This is a genomic window from Actinoplanes sp. NPDC051346, assembly GCF_040682215.1.
In the GTDB taxonomy this organism is placed as follows: Bacteria; Actinomycetota; Actinomycetes; order Mycobacteriales; family Micromonosporaceae; genus Actinoplanes.
Genome location: NZ_JBFBAJ010000009.1, coordinates 47484 through 64651, shown reverse-complemented (window position 1 = coordinate 64651; position 17168 = coordinate 47484). Strand labels below are relative to the sequence as shown.

Sequence of the window (17168 nt, the reverse complement as noted above, 5' to 3'; positions counted from 1 at the left end):
GCCCTCGCGTGCGATGCCGTTGTTCGGTGCGGCTGGGTGCCGCTCGGTGCGGCTGGGTGCCGCTCGGTGCAGGCGGTCATGGCGCTACCAACCCGTCGTAGGCGTCCGGGCGGCGGTCGCGGTAGAACTGCCAGCGGTCGCGGACGGTCTTGAGCAGGCTCAGGTCGAGGTCCCGGACGATCAGCTCCGGCTTGTGGGTGTCGCCCACCTCGCCGACGAACTTGCCCTCCGGGTCCACGAAGTAGGACTGGCCGTAGAAGTCGTTGTCGCCGAGCGACTCGACGCCGACCCGGTTGATCGCGCCGACGAAGTATTCGTTGGCCACGGCGCTCGCGGGCTGTTCGAGCTGCCACAGGTACGACGAGAGGCCACGGCTGGTCGCCGACGGGTTGAAGACGATCTCGGCGCCGTTGAGGCCGAGCGCGCGCCAGCCCTCGGGGAAGTGCCGGTCGTAGCAGATGTAGACGCCCACCTTGCCGACCGCGGTGTCGAACACCGGGAAGCCCAGGTTGCCGGGGCGGAAGTAGAACTTCTCCCAGAAGCCGTTCACCTGCGGGATGTGGTGCTTGCGGTACTTACCGAGGTACGAGCCGTCGGCGTCGACCACGGCGGCGGTGTTGTAGAGGACACCCGCCTGCTCCTGCTCGTACATCGGCAGGACCATCACCATGCCGAGCTCGGCGGCCAGTGCCTGGAACCGCTCGGTGGTGGGGCCGGGGATCGACTCCGCGTACTCGTAGTAGGCGGCGTCCTGGACCTGGCAGAAGTAGGGGCCGTAGAACAGCTCCTGGAAGCAGATCACCTTCGCGCCCTGGGCGGCGGCTTGACGAGCGTATTCCTCGTGCGCCTTGATCATCGATTCCTTGTCGCCCGTCCACGTGGTCTGGACGAGGGCGGCTCGAACCACCCTGCTCATGCTGCTGTCCCTCTCGATAGGTCCGTCGACGGCGGTGTCGTGTGTCACGCCTAGATGGTGATCTACTTCACCGTCCGTCGTCTCCCCGGTGCTGTGCTTGACATCGGGGGCTCATGTCGTAGGACACTAATGACACAGCGCAAGGCGGACAATGGTTCGCGTGTTACCAAATGTTCTGGAGACGGCATGCTCGGGCTCATCGCGGACGCGGTCGACGACCGCAGTGCCCGGGGCATCGCCGCGGCCGTCAGCCGTCTCGTCAGCGCCGGGGAGCTCCCGACCGGCGCCCGGCTGCCCACCGTGCGCGACGTCGCCCGGACCCTGGGGGTCAGCCCGACCACGGTGAGCGAGGCCTGGCGCAGCCTGGCCCGGGCCGGGGCGATCCAGACCCGCGGCCGGTCCGGCTCGTTCGTCGCCGTCCCGGTGCTGCCGCGCAAACGGCTTCGGTACGCCCGCCTCGCGAGCGGCCTCGGCAACGTCGCCCGTGACTTCTCCACCGGGGTGCCCGACTACGACCTGCTGCCCAGCCTCGCCGGCTCGCTGGCGCGGATCGGCGACGCCCGGCTCACCACGAGCTACCTCGAGGCGGCCGTGCTGCCGCCGCTGGAGACGGTGCTGCGGCAGCGGTGGCCGTACCCGCCCGAGCGGCTGACCGTGGTCGACGGCGCGCTGGACGCCATGGACAGGGTGATCGCCGCCGTGGTGCGCTTCGGTGACCACGTGCTCGTCGAGAATCCCACCTTCCCGCCGGTGCTCGACCTGCTCGACGCCGCCGGCGCCACGGTGGTGGGCGTGCCGATGGACGAGCACGGCATGCTGCCCGACGCGCTCGGCGCCGCGCTGACGGCGTACGACCCGGTCGCGGTATTCCTGCAGCCGAGGGCCCACAACCCGACCGGGGTGGGCCTGAGCGCCCGGCGGGTCGCCGAGCTCGCCGCCGAACTGGCCGCCTATCCGCAGGTCACCATCGTCGAGGACGACCACGCCGGCGCCATCGCGGCGGCACCGCCGGTGAGCCTCGGCACCCGGCTGCCGGACCGGACCGTGCACATCGCCGGCTTCTCCAAGAGCCACGGCCCCGACCTGCGGCTCGCGGCGCTCGGTGGGCCCGCCGAGGTGGTCACCGCGGTCGCCGACCGGCGCCTGCTCGGGCCCGGTTGGTCCAGCCGCCTGTTGCAGGCCGTGCTTCTGGACCTGCTGACCTCGCCGGAGGCGGCGGCGCAGATCGAGGCCGCGCGCGACACGTACGCACGCCGGCGCGAGGCGATGCTCCGCGAGCTCGCGGCACGCGGCGTGAGCGCTACCGCGGCGGACGGGATCAACCTCTGGATGACCGTCGAGGACGAGCAGGCCGCGATGCTCTCCCTCGCCGCGCACGGCATCGCCGTGGCACCCGGCGCGCCCTTCGGCGTCACGCCGCTGGGTGCCCACCACGTCCGGATCACCGTCGGCCTGATCCACGACGACCACGCCGAGCTCGCCGACATCTTCGCCGCCGCCGCCCACGCCGGATCCGGCGGTGCGGTGCGGGGCCGTCCTCATCCGCGCGGCTGGCGATAGACGCACCCCAACGAATCGACCCCTTGGAGACCCCCATGACCGACGATCTGCTCGCCCGGCACCGGGCCGTAATGCCCTCCTGGGTAGCGACGTACTACGGCGACGAGGCGATCGAGCTGGTCGCCGGCTCCGGACGCCGCGTCACCGACAGCGCCGGCAGGTCCTACCTGGACTTCTTCGGCGGTGTGCTGACCACCATGCTCGGCCACGACGTGGCGGAGGTGCGCGAGGCGGTCGAGCGGCAGCTCGCGACCGGCCTGGTGCACAGCTCCACGCTCTACCTGATCCGGCAGCAGGTCGAACTGGCCGAGAAGATCGCCGAACTCTCCGGCATCCCGGACGCGCGGGTCTTCTTCACCACCTCCGGCACCGAGGCCAACGAGGCGGCGCTGCTGTTCGCCACCAACCATCGCCGCAGCAACCAGATCCTGGCGATCCGCAACAGCTACCACGGCCGCTCGTTCGGCGCGATGGCGATCACCGGGCACCGCAGCTGGTCGGCGAGCGGCCTGAGCCCGCTGTCGGTGAGCTGGCTGCACTCCGGCGACCGCCTGCGCGGGCGGCTGGCGGGGCTTTCCGACGACCAGCACATCGACGCGGCCGTCGAGGATCTGCGCGAAGTGCTCGCCACCACCACCGCCGGCGACGTGGCCGCGCTCATCGCCGAGCCGATCCAGGGGGTCGGCGGCTTCGTGCACGCCCCGGACGGCCTGTTCGGCGCGCTGAAGAAGGAGCTCGACAACCACGGCATCCTGTTCATCGCCGACGAGGTGCAGACCGGCTGGGGCCGCACCGGCGACCACTTCTGGGGCTACCAGGCCCACGACGTGCAGCCCGACCTCATCACCTTCGCCAAGGGCATCGGCAACGGCTTCGCGCTCGCCGGCGTGGTCGGCCGGGCCGAGCTCGTCAACGCGGTCCCAGCGACCAGCTTCTCCACCTTCGGCGGAAACCCCGTCTCCACAGTGGCCGGCAAGGCGGTCCTCGACTACGTGCTGGAGCACGACCTGCAGCACCAGGCGAAAACCGTCGGCAAGATCCTGCTCGACGGCCTGCGCGCCGGAGCGGGCGACGCGGGCATCGTCGGCGAGATCCGTGGCCGCGGCCTGATGCTCGCGGTCGAGTTCGTCCGCCCTGGCACCACCGAGCCGGACCCGGCGGCGACGGTACGCGTCGTCGACGAATGCCGCCGGGGCGGTCTGCTCGTCGGCAAGGGCGGCCTCTACGGCAACGTCCTGCGCATGGGCCCGGCGCTGACCCTGACCGAGGACGAGGCGCGGGAAGGCCTGGCCATCCTGGTCGACGCCATCCACAAGGCCGACGCCACCGCCGGCTGAGCGCCCGGTATGTCGGGCCCCGCCTGTGGCGGCGATCACAACGGGCGGGTTACAGTCGCCGGATGGCGGGTCGAACGTGGCAGAACTGAAGACCGTGCGGACCGGTGCGAGCGTCGGGGATTTCCTCGCCGCCGTGCCGGATCCGAAACGGCGGGCCGACGCACAGACGCTCTGTGCGCTCATGGCGGAGGCGACCGACGCCGTCCCCGAGATGTGGGGTGACAGCATCGTCGGCTTCGGCTGCTACCACTACCGGTACGCCTCCGGCCAGGAGGGCGACTGGCCACCGGTCGGGCTCTCCCCGCGCAAGACCACGCTGACCGTCTACTTCTCCGCCGGCTTCGACGAGGACCTCCTCGCGAAGCTGGGGCCGCACCGCACCGGCCGGTCCTGTCTCTACCTGAAGCGCCTGGCGGACATCGACGCGGACGTGCTGCGCGCGCTGGTCTCCGACGGCTTCCGCAAGCTCGACGGAAAAATCCTCGCCCCGGACTGATGACGTGGCGGCAGTGGAAACCTCGGTTCTCGTCAAGGCCCTCGCCTTCGGGGTCAAGCCCGTGGCCGAGCGGCTCAAGCGCCGAGAGGGCGTCGTCGCGGTCCTGCACCAACTGCGGCTCGCGCCCGAGCGGCCACCGGCCGACTTCGACGGCGTCTACACGTACGCCATCGTGCACTTCTGCTATGGCAAGCCGGAGCCGGTCGTCCGTCTCTTCCAGAACGAGTACGTCCGCGCCGCCTTCCGCAGGTCCTTCGAGACCGGCGACCAGCGGCACCTGCGGCGCGAGGTCGACGAGATCCTGCAATGGAACGAGGAGACCGGCGGGCTCGGCCGCATCGACTACAACCTCGCCCTGGAGCTGACCGGTTTCCAGGCGGTGTTCGACCAACTGGTCGACAAGACCCGCACCGCCGCCGAGACCCGGCTGGAGCGGGGGGTCGGCGACGTCCAGCAGACCCTCGTCGAGCTCGTCGACCGCATCGACCGGATGAGCACGCCGGAGGAGATCGTCCGCTATGTCGTGCGCGACGACACCCCGGCGGCGGCGCTGGCCGGAGAACTGCGCGAATGGTTCGCCGCGGTCGAGTATCTGATCGCCGAGGAAGTGGAGACCGGCCCCGACGAGTTCGTCTGGCGGGTACGGGTGCCGGCCCGCCGAGGATACGACTGGGTCGTGGTCCTGGGCGTCGGCGGAGAGCTGAGCGCCCCGGACGTCACCCGGGCGGCGGAGTTGGTCCGCGTACACCGGGCCAAGGAGGGGTGGGTCGTCGCGTCGCAGCGGATCAGCCAGGCGGCGCGGGTCGTCGATGACGACCTGCCGGAGATCTACTGCTACACCCTCGACGAGCTGATCGACGAGCGGGCCGACTTCGAGCCGTACCTGCGCTGGCTCGAGGCGGAGGTCCGGTCCCGCCACATCGACGAGCGCTACATTCCCTTGTCCTGCGCCAAGGAGGACATCGACCGGCGATCGGGGAAGACCGGCGGCACCAGCGTCTACGGGTGGGCGGACGGGGGCCTGGACGCCTATGTCAGCCGCTGGCTGGAGGACGACTCCAAGGAGCACCTGTCCGTGCTGGGCGAGTTCGGCATGGGCAAGAGCTGGTTCTGCCTGCACTACGCGTGGACCCTGGCCCTGCGGTGGCGTGAGGCCAAGGCCGCCGGCCGCAAGCGGCCACGGTTGCCGCTCGTCGTTCCGCTGCGCGATTACGCCAAGGCGGTGACGGTGGAGTCGCTCTTCTCCGAGTTCTTCTTCCGCAAGCACGAGATCCTTCCCGACCACTACCGCGTGTTCGAGACGCTCAACCGGCTCGGGCGCCTGCTGCTCATCTTCGACGGCTTCGACGAGATGGCCGCCCGGGTCGACAAGCAGGCGATGATCAACAACTTCTGGGAGCTGGCGCGCGCGGTCGTACCCGGTTCGAAGGTGTTGCTGACCTGCCGCACGGAGCACTTCCCGGAGGCGCAGCAGGGCCGCGACGTGCTCGGTGCCCGGCTCGCCGCCTCGACCTCGGCCCTCAGCGGTGAGCCGCCGCAGTTCGAGGTCGTCGAGCTGCGACCGTTCGAGGACGCGCAGATCGACACCCTGCTGTCCCGGCTCACCGACGAGCGGACCCGCGACCTCGTCCTCGGCCACGGCGAGCTGATGGACCTGATGCGCCGGCCGGTGATGTCGGAGCTCGTCCTCGACGCGCTCCCGGCCATCGCGCGGGGCGCCAAGGTGGACATCTCCCGCGTCTACCTGTACGCGGTGCAGGGCAAGATCGAGGCCGACATCCGGGCGGAGCGCACCTTCACGTCGCTGGCGGACAAGGTCTACTTCCTGTGCGAACTGTCGTGGCACATGCTGGCCGAGTCCACGATGACCATCAACTACCGCGAGATCCCGGACCGGATCAGGGCCTGCTTCTCCGACGTCGTGCGGGAGCAGCGCGACCTCGACCACTGGCACTACGACATGATGGGCCAGACCATGCTGGTCCGCGACGCCGAGGGCAACTACACGCCGGCGCACCGGTCGCTGCTCGAGTTCTTCGCGGCGTACAAGATCGCGGCGGAGCTCGGCGTCATGGACGGCGACTTCCTCGCCCTCGTCGGGTCGGTCGAGCCTTCGGAACCCGCGGCCTTCTCGTGGTCCGACCTGCCCGCCACGACCGCGGCGCGGCGGCGGTCCGCCGGAGGATGGAGGGCCGAGCCGCTGGAGGTGGTGGTGGCGAGCTTCCGCTCCTTGGCGCTCGACAACACGTTCGTCGGTCTGTTGATCCCCATGCTCGTTCCCGGCGCGCTCCCGACGCTCGTCCGGGCGCTGGAGGACACGTGCCACCTCGCACCCGACGACGCCGGCCGGATGGGCGCCGACCTGGTCGCGATCATCGGCGCGGTCGACCGCACCGCGCTGCGCGGCGCCCGCCTGGACGGCGCGGTCCTCGACGGCGCGGAGATCGACCAGTTCGGCGCCGGCATGGACCTGACCGGTGCCTCGCTGCGCGGTGCCCGCCTGCGCCGTGCGGACCTGGAGGACGCGGTGCTGGTCGACGCGGATCTGACCGGGGCGGACCTCACCGACGCGGACTATCTGGGCTTCGAGCGGTGCGCCGCCGTCCGCGTCGACGCGAGCGCCGCCGGCGAGGCCTTCCTCATCGACCGGGAGAACACGATCTCGCGCTGGACCGTCGGCGAACGACCGACAACTCTGCTCGAGGCCGAGGCGCTCGACGACGAGATCTCGTTCCTTCCGGACGGCCGGCTGGTCGTCACCACCTACGCGTACGACGACGAGGGAAAACAATGCCTCGTCGTCGATCATCGCACCGGACAGACGCGCACCCTCCACCTGCCGCACGGTGGCTGGGCGAGCGGGGCGCTGCTCGGCGAGCGTCCCGTGATCATCATCCGGTCCTATTCGGAAGGAGGCACCCTCGTCACGGTGATGGACGCGTCGGACCTGACCCCGTTCGCCGAGGTGCGCGTCCCCGGCGCCAGAATCGTCGCGATCCGCTCCGACGGGGCGGGCCGGGTGGTGGGGCTGGTGAGCGCGGACCCGTCATCGTCGGAACCGCTGGCGCGTTCGCTCGTCGCTTTCACGATGACCGACGGCGGTGCGGTGCGGTCCGAGGCCGTCGCCCTCGACGACCTGCGGGACCACGAGGGCGGCGTGGAGATCTTCTGGTTCCGGCCCGGAGGCCTCGCCGTCGTCCGGTCCGCGGCGGAGAACCTGATCGTGTCGCTGGTCGACATGGTGCGGGGGACGCACCGCGAGGTCCACCTCCCACCGGGCCTTGCCACGGGCTACCTCCAGGACTATCCGTTCAGCAGCCGGGGGCGTTGCGCGATCGACGCGGCGACGACCGTGGTGGCCGTGGTGACGGACGACCGTCACGTGCACGTCCTCGAGATGTCCGATCCGATCCGGACCCGCTTCGTGATCGAGGACGTGCCGATGGTCACGAGCCTGGCCCGGCTGCCGGGCACGGACCTGTTGGTCGTCACGTCGATCTACGGGAGAGTGGCCGCGTACGACCTGCGCTCCGGCGCCGAGGTGGACTCGGTCACCCTCAGCCGCAAGGTGCGGGGCGCGGTGTTCGCGGACGTGGTGGGGGTACCCCCGGAGGTTCTCGCGGAGCTGGCCCGCAACGGCGCGATCATTAAGTCTTCCTTAGGCTCCGCCGGAGCCTGATCCGCGCTGGGAGCGCTCCCGTACTGCTCGCCGAGGTCCTCTGACAGGAAGGCTCAGGCGAAGATGCAATTCTCCCGTAGTTCCGCCCGTCGCTGGCAGGTCGCCGGCGTCGTCGCCGTCGCCGTGGCGCTCACGGGCGCCGGCCTCGGTGTGGCCACGGCCGGCGACAAGCCCGCCGCGGGCAGCGCACGCACGGTGAACTGTCCCGCGGTCGCGGGCAAGCTCGGCGCCGTCCCCGCCACCGCCCGGGCCGAGATCGAACGCAACCTGGCGCAGCTCAACACGCAGATCTCCGAGGCGAACGCGCGGCTGGCGTCGACCGTGGGCCAGGGCGGCCCGAACTTCGTCCAGAACGCGATCCTCGGCCCGCTGAAGGACAAGCGCGTCGCCGCCATCAACCGGATGGCCACCGCGATCGGCCGCACCGCCCCGAAGCCGACCCTCGACGTCCAGGCGCTCGCGACCTGCACCCTGAACGGCGGCGGCGGCGGCGCCGTCGCCGCACCGGAGCCGACCGCCGTCAGGACCGCCCCGCCCGAGGCAGGCGCGGGTTCCGGTGCCGCGCCCACCGTCAAGTGCCCGGCGGTGAGTGGGCTGCCGTCCATCCCGGCGCCGGCCCGCGACGAGGTGGCCCGCAACCTGGCGCAGCTCGACACCCAGATCGCCGAGGCGAACAAGCGCCTGGCGACCAGCGTCGGACAGGGCGGCCCCAACTTCATCCGCAACGCCATTCTCGGCCCGCTGGAGGACAAGCGCGTCGCGGCGCTCAACCGCATCGAGACGGCGATCGGCCGACACGCGGCCAAGCCGGAGGGCCTCGAACGCTTCGCCCCCTGCGGCCTCAACGGCTGACGACCGGACCCGGGGGAGCGCCGCCCGCCGGCGGCGCGCCCCCGGCTGTTCCGGCGGCAGGTCGCGGCGGTAACGCGGTCGCCGGGAGCGGCGCCGGCTTCTACGCTCGGCGACCATGACCACGAGCTGGATGGACGGCGTCACGCGGGTGGCGGTGCTGACCGGGGCCGGAATCTCGACGGATTCCGGCATCCCCGACTACCGGGGCCCGTCCGGCGTCTGGACGCGCGACCCCACGCTGATCGAAGCCTTCACCTACGGGTCCTTCATGGTCGATCCCGAGGTGCGCGCCACCTTCTGGCGTACGTACCGGGGCCATCCCGCCTTCAGCGCCCGGCCCAACGGGGCGCATCGCGCGCTCGCCGACCTGGAGCGGGGCGGGTTCGCCGTGCGCGTCCTCACCCAGAACGTCGACGGCCTGCATCAGCGTGCCGGGTCCAGCCCCCGCAAGGTGCTCGAACTGCACGGCTCGATCCGCGAGACCGTCTGCACCGGATGCGGCGCCCGGACCCCCACCAGCATCGACGAGGGCGACGAAGATCGTCGGTGCGCGGACTGCGGCGGCATCCTGAAGCTCGGCGTCGTCATGTTCGGCGAGCACCTGGACCCGGCCACCGTGGGCCTGGCCGAACGGATCGCCTCGCACAGCGAGCTCATGCTGGTCGTCGGCAGCTCCCTGCTGGTGGAGCCGGTGGCTTCGCTGTGCGCGGTGGCCGTCAACGGCGGCAACCGCCTGGTGATCGTCAACCGGGATCCGACGCCGTACGACGACCTGGCCACCGCGGTGATCCGGGAACCCATCGGCACCGCGCTGCCCCGGATCTGCGCCGCGCTGGCGGGCGGCTGAGCGTATCCACGTCTGAGCAGAATCTTGCCAATCTTGGTATCGCCACCACCGAACGCCGTGGTCACCCAAATTCGTGACGCTTCACGGTCGCGGGGTCGTTAGTGTTCTTGTGTTCCATGCTGATGCTGCCCAACCGAAATGGTGTGACATGGAAACGTTGACACTCGACGTCCGGGTTCTCGGTGCCGACCTTGACGCCGAGCAGATCCAGGAATGTGTGCGTTCCCTCCGCACCTCGATCCTTGCCGCGGACGTCGACGATGCGAGGCCGGCGGTTGCGGGATCGGCTCCCGCGGGCGCCAAATCGGGGGAGATGCTCGCCGTCGGGGCGCTGATGGTGACGTTGGCTCCGACAGTCCTGGAAGCCATGATGGGCGTGGTTGCCTCGTGGCTCAGCCGTCAGCCCGACGACATCGAGATGGAGATCGACGGTCAGCGGTTCAGGGGACACGTCACCAAGGCCCAACGAGACGATATGGTGGCCGCCTATCTGCGACGGCTCGATGAGACGCAATGAGCGGCGCCTCCTCGCGGCGGGCGCTGCTTCTCGGGTGCACCACCTTCGCCGATCCCACGCTGGCGCCGTTGCGGTCGCCGCGACGCGATGTCGAGGAACTGGCGGGGGTGCTGAGCCGCTCAGGGACCTGTGGCTACACGGTCAGCGCCGAGCTGGACTGCACGAGTCGAACCGCTCAGCGGGCGATCGAGGGCTTCTTGGCGCGGGCCAGGACCACCGATGGCATCAATGTCCTCTATCTGTCCTGCCACGGAATCCAGGATGCCCGCGGGCGACTCCACTTCGCCTTTGCGGATACGGAAAAGGAGTATCTGAGCTCCACCGCGGTGGCTGGCGACTGGGTCACGGAGCGCCTTGATGCGAGCCGGTCGAAGTCGACGCTGATGCTGATCGACTGCTGTTTCAGTGGGGCGTTCATCGAAGGCATGAGACCCCGTTCGAGCGGTGCCGTGAATGTCGAGTCCCTCGTGAGCGGAGTCTCGCAGGGTCGCCGCCTGGCGGTCCTGACCGCCTCCGGGGAGACGGAGATCAGTCTGGAGGACGCCGACTCCACCGAGGTCCGACCCTCGTACTTCACCGAGGCGCTCATCGCGGGCCTGTCCTCCGGCGCTGCGGACCTCAACCGCGACGGTCGAGTGACCGTGGACGAGCTGTACGAATACGTATACGACCGGATCGTCAGCGGCCCCTCGCCGCAACGGCCGCGCAAGCTCGGCATGGGCGAGGGGACCTTGGTGGTGGCCGACGCGCCGACGCGGGCATACGCACCGGTGGCCCCACCACTCCCACCGCCCGACCCGGCGCCTGCCGAGCAGCCCCCACCGCTCTCGCGGCAGTCGGAGGTCCTTCGTCTGCAAGGGGTGATGGGGTACGCCTCCTTCGACGGGCGGTGGGTGGTGGTCGGCAAGGACGGCGTCGGTCAGGCACACAAGAGCGAGCGGCGGTTCGACGTCGGTCGTCTTGTCGGCGTCGCGGGCCGGCCGGCCACCCGACTCCATCACGGGTTCTTCCAGGTCCTGCTCGAGGGAGTCGGACCCGCACCCGTTTCACGGTTCGGCGCGCACGCCGGCCTTCCTCCGATGGACGACGTCGCGTCCATCTCGTATCCCTACAAGGCGAACGCGAACGCCGAGCGCCTCAGTGCGGCAGTGCAGGCTGCCATCGATGTGGCGAAGGGCATCAAGCCCACCATCGAAGCGCCGGCGGCGACATTCGTGAGCTCTGCGGCCTCGAGCGATCGATCAGCGACACCAACGCACTCCGCCGCGTCGAGGAGCGCCGCCCGGACCACCGTGCCGCACGACCCGGTTGCTCACGAGCCTCGCGCCGAGGCGAACGCCGGCGAACGCGACGGTGCCGAGGCCATGACCTCACTGCCCATGATCGCGGTGGACGGCCTGGTGTCCTGCCAGTTCGACGTGGTGCGTTGGCTCGGACCATGGCGCGCGCAGTGGGCCTCGGGTCAGCAGCCGGCGCCATGGTTACCGGCTCTCGCGCGGTCCCTGGGCGGATACGCGGCACCGGACGGATGCACGAACGGGGATTTCTGGCCGTCACCAGCGTACCTCGCGGGATATTGCGAGGGGATGCGGCGGACGTGGTACGGCGAGGTGCGGTCCGGCCTCGTGCCCGCCGATCATCCGGCGTTCATGCGGTGGATCGCGCAGCCCCGGGATCCACGACTCCCCGGTGTTCCGGCGGCGACCACCATCGCGGACCTCCGTAAGGCCCGTGGCCGCGCCAACCGCAGGACGGTGATTCGATGGGTCTCTCGTCCGCTGATGTGGCTGTTCATCGTTTTCCTTGCCATCACCGAGACAATTGCGATCGTCGAAACGGTTCGGGGAGGCCTCAAGGACGAGAACGGAGTGCCCTTCCCGACCGCTACGGCAATCGGCTTGCACGTCTGCTTCGTCGCTCCGCTTGCGGTTCTCGTCACTCTAACGATCTTGGACCTGCTACGACTGTTCCGGGAGCATCGCAGGCCACAGTAGGCGGCGTTTCCCGGCCGGCCGGGAGGGAATCTCCCGGCCGGCCCCGGCGGGTCATTGCAGCTGCAACGGAACGACGTCGGGAGCGCCGAGGCGGGCGGCGTCCGCCGTCTCGTCGTCGGGCTGTTCCTGCGAGGCCCGCTCCGCCTCCACCCGCAGGCGGTAGTTCTCGACCTCGCGTTCCCGCTGCTCCTTCGTCCAGTCGAGCACGTCGCCCATCAGCTCCGCGGCCATCGGCGCCGCGGTCACCCCGCGGTCGAAGGTCTCGATCGAGATTCGGGTACGGCGGGTGAGCACGTCCTCCAGGTGCCGGGCGCCCTCGTGGCCGGCCGCGTACGTGATCTCCGCACGCAGATGGTCGTCGGCGCCGTCCAGGGGGCGGCCCAGCGACGGGTCCTCGCGGATCAGGTCGAGGAGTTCGTGCACCAGGGAGCCGTACCGCTTCAGGAGGTGTTCGACGCGGGCCACGTGCAGGCCCGACTCCTCGGCGAGCACCCGGCGGCGGTTCCACAGCGCCGTGTAGCCCTCGGCGCCGAGCAGGGGCACGCGTTCCGTGCACGACTTCGGCACCGAGCGGCCGAGGCCGTGCACGGCCGCGTCGATCGCGTCCTTGGCCATCACGCGGTAGGTCGTGTACTTGCCGCCCGCCACCACCACGAGCCCGGGCACCGGGCTGGCGACCGTGTGTTCGCGGGACAGCTTCGAGGTCGACTCCGACTCGCCGGACAGCAGCGGCCGCAGGCCGGCGTAGACGCCCTGGACGTCGGTGCGGTCCAGCGGGGTCGCCAGCACCTCGTTGACCTGACTCAGCAGGTAGTCGATGTCGGTGCTGGACGCCGCCGGGTGCGATTTGTCCAGGGCCCAGTCGGTGTCCGTGGTGCCGATGATCCAGTGCCGGCCCCACGGGATGACGAAGAGCACGCTGCTCGGCGTACGCGTGATCAGGCCCGTGGACGACTGGATCCGGTCGCGCGGCACCACCAGGTGGATGCCCTTGCTCGCGCGGACGTGGAACTGGCCGCGCTCGCCGACCAGCGCCTGGGTGTCGTCCGTCCACACCCCGGTCGCGTTGACGACCTGCTGGGCGCGGACCTCGAAGGTGCGGTCGTGTTCGAGGTCGTGCACGCGGACGCCGGTGACGCGCTCGCCCTCGCGCAGGAAGCCCACCACCTCCGCGCGGGAGGCGACGTGGGCGCCGTACGACGCCGCCGTGCGGGCCAGGAACATGGTGTGCCGGGCGTCGTCGATCTGGGCGTCGTAATACTGCAGCGCACCGACCAGGGAGTCCTTCTTCAGGGCCGGGGCGGCCCGCAGCGCGCCGCGGCGCGACAGGTTGCGGTGCCGGGGCAGGCCGCCGCTGGTGGTGGCCATCAGGTCGTAGAGCTGTACGCCGGTGCCCGCGTACAGCCGCTCCCAGACCCGGTGCTGCAGCGGGTAGAGGAACGGCACCGGGCGGGCCAGGTGCGGCGCGAGGCGTTGCAGGATCAGGCCGCGTTCCCGCAGCGCCTCGCGGACCAGCGCGAAGTCGAGCATCTCCAGGTAGCGCAGGCCGCCGTGGATGAGCTTGCTCGAGCGGCTGGAGGTGCCCGACGCGAAGTCGCGCGCCTCGACGAGCCCGACGGACAGGCCGCGGGTGGCGGCGTCCAGGGCGCAACCCGCGCCCGTCACGCCGCCACCCACGACCAGCACGTCCAGCTCGCCCTCGGCCATGGCGGTCAGGGCCGCCTCACGACCGGCGGGGGAAAGAGCTGTGTTGTCAGTCAATGTCTACCCAATCGAGAGTGCGCTGGACGGCCTTCTTCCAGCGGCCGTATCCGTGCTCGCGTTGATCCGCGGACCACTCCGGCTGCCAGCGCTGTGATTCGTTCCAGTTCTCGCGCAGCTCGTCGGTCGACTTCCAGAAGCCGACCGCGAGACCGGCCGCGTACGCGGCGCCGAGCGCGGTGGTCTCGGCCACCACGGGCCGGCTCACCGCGACGCCGAGGACGTCGGCCTGGATCTGCATGCACAGGTTGTTGACGGTGATGCCGCCGTCGACCTTGAGCACGTCCAGGGTCACGCCGGAGTCCTGCGCCATCGCCTCGACCACGTCGCGGGTCTGGTAGCAGATGGACTCGAGGGTGGCCCGGGCCAGGTGCGCGTCGGTGTTGAAGCGGGAGAGCCCCACGATCGCGCCGCGGGCGTCGGAACGCCAGTACGGCGCGAACAGGCCCGAGAACGCCGGGACGAAGTAGACGCCGCCGGTGTCCGGGACCGAGGCGGCCAGCGTCTCGCTCTCCGCCGCCGAGTTGATGACGTGCAGCTGGTCGCGCAGCCACTGCACGGCCGATCCCGTGACCGCGATCGAGCCCTCCAGGGCGTAGACCGGTGCGGCGTCGCCGAACTTGTAGCAGACCGTGGTCAGCAGGCCGTTCTCCGAGCGTACGAGCTCGTTGCCGGTGTTGAGCAGCATGAAGTTGCCCGTACCGTAGGTGTTCTTGGCCTCGCCGACGTTGAAGCAGACCTGCCCGACCGTGGCGGCCTGCTGGTCGCCGAGGTCGCCGGTGAGCGGCACCTCCCCGCCCAGCGAGCCCGGGAAGCGGGCGACGCCGTAGGTGTTCGGGTCCGACGAGGGCCGGATCTCCGGCAGCATCTGCCGGGGGATGTTGAAGAACCCGAGCAGCTCGTCGTCCCAGTCGAGAGTTTCGAGGTTCATCAGCATGGTGCGGCTGGCGTTGGTCACGTCGGTGACGTGGTTGCCGCCGTCAACGCCGCCGGTCAGATGCCACAGCAGCCAACTGTCGGTGTTGCCGAAGATGGCGTCGCCGCGTTCGGCCGCCTCCCGGACTCCGCCGACGTTCTCCAGGATCCACTGGATCTTGCCGCCGGAGAAGTACGTGGCGGGTGGCAGGCCGGCCTTGCGCCGGATGACGTCGCCGCGCCCGTCGCGGTCCAGCGCGGAGGCGATCCGGTCGGTGCGGGTGTCCTGCCAGACGATCGCGTTGTAGAGGGGCCGGCCGGTGCGCCGGTCCCACACGACCGTCGTCTCGCGCTGGTTGGTGACGCCCAGCGCGGCCAGGTCGCTGGCCTGCAGGTTCGCGTTCTGCATCGCCGTGCGGATCACCGAGGCCGTACGGTCCCAGATCTCGTTCGGGTTGTGCTCGACCCAGCCGGCCTGCGGCAGGATCTGCTCGTGCTCCAGCTGGTGGCGGGCAATCTCGTTGCCGCCATGATCGAAGATCATGAAACGCGTACTGGTGGTGCCCTGGTCCACTGCGCCGACGAAGTCAGCCACGTCGTGCCTCCACGGTCTCGGGGGTGTCGGGTAGGCGGCCCGGTTCGGGGGCGTCTTCCTTGGGCAGGAACCGTCCGATCAGCGCCTTGTAGAGTCCTGCGCCGAGCAGACCGCCCAGAATCGGTGCCACGATCGGTATCCAGAAATACAGGTAGCCGGTCTGGTCGCGGAACGCCCCGCCGTACCCGGTGAAGAAGCTCGCCAGGCGCGGGCCGAAGTCACGGGCGGGGTTGATGGCGTAGCCGGCGTTGGTGCCCCAGGCCATGCCGATGGCGACCACCAGCAGGCCGATGATGAACGGTGCGAGGTTCGCCGCCGGCGGGGTGCCGGCCGCGTCGGTGATGGCCAGAATCAGGAACAACAGGATCGCCGTGCCGATGATCTGGTCCCGGAACGCGCCCCACTCGCCGACCGGAAGTGTCCCATTTCCCGGCAGGGTGGAGAAAACGCCCTGGGTCTTGATGGTCAGTTCGGGGTCCGCCTGGTGCAGGACCTCGGTGTAGTTCCAGCGCACCAGCAGCGCGGCGACGAACGCGCCGAGGAACTGTGCGCCGATATAGGGCGCCACCTTGCGCCACTCGAAGCCCTTGAAGGCGGCGAGCGCGATGGTGACCGCGGGATTGAGGTGGGCGCCGCTGATGCGTCCGGCGACGTAGACGCCGAGCATCACGCCCAGCCCCCAGGCCCAGGCGATGCTGTCGTGGTCGCCGATACCGCCGCCAGCGACCTGCGCGACGACACCGACACCGAAGAGGATGAGGATCATTGTCCCGGCGAATTCCGCGGCCAGTTCGCCCGCGAGGCCCGGGACTTTCAATCGGGCTGCCATGGGAAGAAGCTATGAACGGCGTCACAGTCGGGCAATGAACGCCGTTCGACATTGTCGAACGGGAACCGGTGGGCTGGTGTTACCTCGTGGCATAGAGTCGTTCACGTGCCCGGAACGGTCCAGTCGATCGAGCGAGCGGCCGCGATCCTGCGGATGCTGGCCGGCGGCTCGGGGCGGCTCGGGCTCGCCGAGATCTCCCGCTCGCTCGACCTGGCCAAGGGCACGGTGCACGGTATTCTGCGCACGCTGCAGCACGTCGGCTTCGTGGAGCAGGACCGGGCCTCGGGCCACTACCAGCTCGGTGCCGCGCTGCTGCACCTGGGCACGAGCTATCTGGACATCAACGAGCTGCGGTCCCGTTCGATCAACTGGGCGGACCCGCTGGCGGCGCGCTCCGGCGAGGCCGTCCGGATCGGCACGGTCCTGGAAGGACGCGTGCTGGTCGTGCACCACGTCTTCCGTCCCGACGACACCTTCCAGACCCTGGACATCGGCTCGCTCCTGCCGCTGCACGCGACCGCGCTCGGCAAGGTGCTGCTGGCGTACCGGGCGGCCCGCCCACCGGCGTCGCCCGAGCCGTTCACGCACCGCACGGTCGTGGCGTCGAAGGAGCTCGCCGCGGAGCTCGACAAGGTGCGCGAGGCGGGGTGGGCCGCCGAGATCGAGGAGTACACCGTCGGCGAGGCGGCCGTCGCGGCGCCGATCCGGGGGTACGGCGGCCTGGTCGTCGGCGCCATCGGCGTCTCCGGGCTGGTCGAGCGGGTCTGCGACAGCAGATACCGGCCGCGGGCGAGGTTGGTCGGCTATGTCCGGGACGCCGCCCGGGCGGTCTCCCGTGACCTGGGAGCCGCCCGGCACTGAGCAGCAGGG

At 70.3% G+C, this 17168-nt stretch carries 13 protein-coding genes; 9 read left to right on the top strand and 4 right to left on the bottom strand.

Translation table 11 applies throughout. The features are described from left to right. Positions 1-76 precede the first annotated feature (76 nt). Complete coding sequence (locus tag AB0M36_RS22610) at positions 77-916, bottom strand: nitrilase-related carbon-nitrogen hydrolase (RefSeq protein ID WP_364160531.1); 840 nt, start codon at positions 914-916, stop codon at positions 77-79. A gap of 186 nt (positions 917-1102) precedes the next feature. On the opposite strand from AB0M36_RS22610, the gene AB0M36_RS22605 reads away from it, so the two are divergent. The 8 genes from AB0M36_RS22605 to AB0M36_RS22570 all read left to right on the top strand — a co-directional run bounded on the left by AB0M36_RS22605 (position 1103) and on the right by AB0M36_RS22570 (position 12198). Further along, on the top strand, positions 1103-2476 hold the full coding sequence (locus tag AB0M36_RS22605) for an aminotransferase class I/II-fold pyridoxal phosphate-dependent enzyme (protein ID WP_364160529.1): 1374 nt from the start codon (positions 1103-1105) through the stop codon (positions 2474-2476). Positions 2477-2511: 35 nt separating this feature from the next. Then, positions 2512-3813, top strand: coding sequence for an aspartate aminotransferase family protein (locus AB0M36_RS22600; protein WP_364160527.1), 1302 nt, complete (start codon positions 2512-2514; stop codon positions 3811-3813). A gap of 76 nt (positions 3814-3889) precedes the next feature. Beyond that, positions 3890-4309 carry a DUF1801 domain-containing protein gene (locus AB0M36_RS22595; RefSeq protein WP_364160525.1) on the top strand — a complete coding sequence of 140 codons (420 nt, stop codon included), beginning with the start codon at positions 3890-3892 and terminating at the stop codon, positions 4307-4309. Positions 4310-4322: 13 nt separating this feature from the next. Then, positions 4323-7988 (top strand): pentapeptide repeat-containing protein, encoded by a 3666-nt coding sequence (locus tag AB0M36_RS22590; RefSeq protein ID WP_364160523.1) that lies wholly within the window; start codon positions 4323-4325, stop codon positions 7986-7988. 63 nt (positions 7989-8051) lie between these two features. After that, positions 8052-8840 carry a hypothetical protein gene (locus tag AB0M36_RS22585; protein WP_364160521.1) on the top strand — a complete coding sequence of 263 codons (789 nt, stop codon included), beginning with the start codon at positions 8052-8054 and terminating at the stop codon, positions 8838-8840. A gap of 115 nt (positions 8841-8955) precedes the next feature. Continuing rightward, a complete protein-coding gene (locus AB0M36_RS22580; RefSeq protein ID WP_364160519.1) occupies positions 8956-9687 on the top strand; it encodes a Sir2 family NAD-dependent protein deacetylase in 732 nt (243 codons plus the stop codon). A 157-nt stretch (positions 9688-9844) separates the two neighbouring features. Beyond that, positions 9845-10204 carry a hypothetical protein gene (locus tag AB0M36_RS22575; protein ID WP_364160517.1) on the top strand — a complete coding sequence of 120 codons (360 nt, stop codon included), beginning with the start codon at positions 9845-9847 and terminating at the stop codon, positions 10202-10204. Next, positions 10201-12198, top strand: coding sequence for a caspase family protein (locus tag AB0M36_RS22570; RefSeq protein ID WP_364160515.1), 1998 nt, complete (start codon positions 10201-10203; stop codon positions 12196-12198). The genes AB0M36_RS22575 and AB0M36_RS22570 overlap by 4 nt, the downstream gene beginning before the upstream one ends. 51 nt (positions 12199-12249) lie before the next feature. On the opposite strand, the gene AB0M36_RS22565 is transcribed toward AB0M36_RS22570, so the two are convergent. Genes AB0M36_RS22565 through AB0M36_RS22555 form a run of 3 tightly spaced genes read right to left on the bottom strand, consistent with a single transcriptional unit; the run spans position 12250 to position 16298 of the window. After that, a complete protein-coding gene (locus tag AB0M36_RS22565) occupies positions 12250-13905 on the bottom strand; it encodes a glycerol-3-phosphate dehydrogenase/oxidase (protein ID WP_364161050.1) in 1656 nt (551 codons plus the stop codon). A gap of 46 nt (positions 13906-13951) precedes the next feature. Then, complete coding sequence (gene glpK / locus AB0M36_RS22560; protein ID WP_364160513.1) at positions 13952-15469, bottom strand: glycerol kinase GlpK; 1518 nt, start codon at positions 15467-15469, stop codon at positions 13952-13954. Next, on the bottom strand, positions 15462-16298 hold the full coding sequence (locus AB0M36_RS22555; RefSeq protein ID WP_364160511.1) for an MIP/aquaporin family protein: 837 nt from the start codon (positions 16296-16298) through the stop codon (positions 15462-15464). The genes glpK and AB0M36_RS22555 overlap by 8 nt, the downstream gene beginning before the upstream one ends. A gap of 105 nt (positions 16299-16403) precedes the next feature. Here AB0M36_RS22555 and AB0M36_RS22550 point away from each other — a divergent pair, with 105 nt between their 5' ends. Next, entirely contained in the window at positions 16404-17159 is a 756-nt protein-coding gene (locus tag AB0M36_RS22550) for an IclR family transcriptional regulator (RefSeq protein WP_364160509.1), read from the top strand. Positions 17160-17168 lie beyond the last annotated feature (9 nt).

Excerpts from the sequence above, each read along its gene's own strand:
- AB0M36_RS22610 (WP_364160531.1), bottom strand. The coding sequence starts at position 916 with ATGAGCAGGGTGGTTCGAGCCGCCCTCGTCCAGACCACGTGGACGGGC.
- AB0M36_RS22605 (WP_364160529.1), top strand. The coding sequence starts at position 1,103 with ATGCTCGGGCTCATCGCGGACGCGGTCGACGACCGCAGTGCCCGGGGC.
- AB0M36_RS22600 (WP_364160527.1), top strand. The coding sequence starts at position 2,512 with ATGACCGACGATCTGCTCGCCCGGCACCGGGCCGTAATGCCCTCCTGG.
- AB0M36_RS22585 (WP_364160521.1), top strand. The coding sequence starts at position 8,052 with ATGCAATTCTCCCGTAGTTCCGCCCGTCGCTGGCAGGTCGCCGGCGTC.
- AB0M36_RS22580 (WP_364160519.1), top strand. The coding sequence starts at position 8,956 with ATGACCACGAGCTGGATGGACGGCGTCACGCGGGTGGCGGTGCTGACC.
- AB0M36_RS22570 (WP_364160515.1), top strand. The coding sequence starts at position 10,201 with ATGAGCGGCGCCTCCTCGCGGCGGGCGCTGCTTCTCGGGTGCACCACC.
- AB0M36_RS22565 (WP_364161050.1), bottom strand. The coding sequence starts at position 13,905 with ATGGCCGAGGGCGAGCTGGACGTGCTGGTCGTGGGTGGCGGCGTGACG.
- AB0M36_RS22555 (WP_364160511.1), bottom strand. The coding sequence starts at position 16,298 with ATGGCAGCCCGATTGAAAGTCCCGGGCCTCGCGGGCGAACTGGCCGCG.